The 2488-nt window shown below is 48.5% G+C and carries 3 protein-coding genes; all 3 read right to left on the reverse strand.

Going from position 1 to position 2488, the window contains the following annotated elements; genetic code table 11:
* Positions 1 to 1504, reverse strand: a 1504-nt coding sequence (ahpF, locus tag KDK18_RS07555; RefSeq protein WP_257254283.1) for an alkyl hydroperoxide reductase subunit F, incomplete at its 3' end; no start/stop codon positions are given.
* Positions 1505 to 1577: 73 nt separating this feature from the next.
* Complete coding sequence (gene ahpC / locus KDK18_RS07560; RefSeq protein ID WP_257254284.1) at positions 1578 to 2141, reverse strand: alkyl hydroperoxide reductase subunit C; 564 nt, start codon at positions 2139 to 2141, stop codon at positions 1578 to 1580.
* Positions 2142 to 2302: 161 nt separating this feature from the next.
* Positions 2303 to 2488: hypothetical protein (locus KDK18_RS07565; protein WP_257254285.1), on the reverse strand; the 186-nt coding region annotated here is incomplete at its 5' end.

Raw genomic sequence — 2488 nt, forward strand, 5'->3', positions numbered from 1 at the left:
TAGCAATAATAATTTGCTTGTAAGGTGCAGTTGTCACATCTCCGGCCGCAAAAACACCTGGGATGGAGGTTTCGCCCCGACTATCAACTACAATTTCACCACGTGGGTTTAACTCCATTGCCTCTTTAAGGAATTCAGTATTCGGTACCAAGCCAATCTGAACAAAAATACCTTCCAACTCTAAACTGATTTCGTCGTTTGTATTGCGGTCTTTATAGGTCAGGCCATTTACTTTATTACCGTCGCCTAGTACTTCTGTCGTCAGTGCGTTGGTAATAATGGTGACATTCTTTAAAGAACGCAGCTTTCGCTGGAGTACTTCGTCAGCTCTTAACTGGCTGTCAAACTCAATCAGCGTGACGTGGGAAACAATGCCTGCCAAATCGATGGCCGCTTCAACACCTGAGTTACCACCGCCAATCACAGCAACACGTTTGTCCTTGAACAGAGGTCCGTCACAGTGCGGGCAGTAGGCTACCCCTTTCCCCCGGTATTCCTGCTCGCCTGGTACATTCATCTCTCTCCAGCGGGCACCGGTGGCCATCAATACTGTCTTACTTTTCAGGCTGGCGCCACTTTCCAGTTGGATTTCCACCAGTTCTCCGGCGCTGCGGTCATTTTCAATCAGGGCGCTGGCGCGTTGGTTGCTCATGACATCTACGTCATAGTCGAGCACGTGTTGTTCCAGATTGGCCACTAGTTTTGGACCTTCGGTTTCCTTAACGGAGATGAAGTTTTCAATGGCCATGGTGTCCATCACCTGACCGCCAAAGCGATCGGCTACCAGACCGGTACGAATACCTTGGCGAGCTGCATAAATAGCGGCGGCCGCACCCGCCGGACCGGCACCGACAATCAACAGATCATAAGGATCTTTCTTGTTGATGGCTTCAGCCGTACGCTTTTCAGCATTTATGTCCAGTTTGGCAACGATTTCGGCGGTATTCATACGACCATGACCAAATGGCTGGCCGTTAACAAATACGGCGGGTACAGCCATGACCTGCTTTTCATCCACCTCATCCTGAAACAAGGCACCATCGATCATGGTGTGCCGGATACCGGGATTCAAGACGGCCATCAAGTTCAGAGCCTGAACAACCTCAGGGCAGTTCTGGCAGGACAGGGAGATATAAGTTTCAAAATTGAACTCGCCTTCCAGTTGTTTGATCTGCTCGAGCAAATCAGCTTCCATCTTGGCTGGATGACCACCGCTCTGGAGAATAGCCAGTATCAATGAGTTAAATTCGTGGCCCATAGGCAGCCCGGCAAAGCGGATTGCAGGGCGATTGTCCTGGCCTTGAATGGCCATGGAAGGCCTTCTTTCCAGCTCGTTGTTACTTTCACTTAACGTGATTTGGCTGGAGAGTGATTCAAGGTCTTTAGCAAGTGAAGCCATTTCCTGTGATTTCGCAGAGTCATCAAGAGACACAACGATCTCAACAGGTGTTTTCAGGTTCTGAAAGTAAGCTTCCAATTGCTTTTTGATGTTTGCATCTAACATGATTGACTCGCTTGATCTTTTCGATTTGGTTCAGGCTCTCTGCTGTTGAATAATGGCGGGGAGCCCGGACAGTTTAGATTTTGCCGACCAGGTCCAGGGAAGGCGCCAAAGTTTCTTCACCCGGTTGCCATGCAGCCGGGCATACCTGACCAGGGTTCTCTGCGATGAACTGAGCCGCTTGAATCTTGCGAACCAGCTCTCCAGCGTTACGGCCAATACCCGAATCGTGAGTTTCAACGACTTTGATCTCACCCTCAGGGTTCATGACAAAGGTGCCTCGCAGAGCCAGACCTTCTTCTTCGATCATGACTTCAAAGTTGCGAGTGATCTGACCGGTTGGGTCGCCGATCATTGGGTATTTGATCTTGTTAATGGTCTCAGAGCTGTCGTGCCAGGCTTTGTGAGTGAAGTGGGTGTCTGTGGAGACGGAGTACACTTCAACACCCATAGCTTGAAGTTGTTCGTAGTGGTCAGCCAGGTCACCCAATTCAGTCGGGCAAACAAAGGTGAAGTCTGCCGGGTAGAAGAAGACAACAGACCACTTGCCTTTCAGGCTCTCTTCGGTCACTTCAACGAAGTCGCCATTGTGAAAAGCAGTGGCTTTGAACGGCTTGATTTGTGTATTAATGAGGGACATGGTTTATTCCTTCTTGCTGGTAATCATTCTGTTTTTTAGTCAGCCGTTTTCGGTGGCGACATGGAAAGAATATGCCGATTTGATTGATTGGTATAATTGATCGTTCAAATGCTATTAATAGATTTAATCTATTGGTCAGGTGGCGGGTTATATTTTTCTGTTCATTGCAGCAGCTTTATTTGATAGAGATGTATCAAACTCAACAGGCTTTTTGTGCAGCTACGCGCTGATATACATACTCCGTTTTTCTGAGCTTGCTGAAGGGCTACGGCACTGTAATTCGACAGGCTTAGTGCTACTACGATATGGGGTATGGCGCTAGCGTGTTTTGCGGGCAAATAGATAAG

This window comes from Endozoicomonas sp. SESOKO3, assembly GCF_024606255.1.

Bases quoted from the DNA above. Each gene is read 5' to 3' on its own strand.
- ahpC (WP_257254284.1), bottom strand. From the start codon at position 2,141: ATGTCCCTCATTAATACACAAATCAAGCCGTTCAAAGCCACTGCTTTT.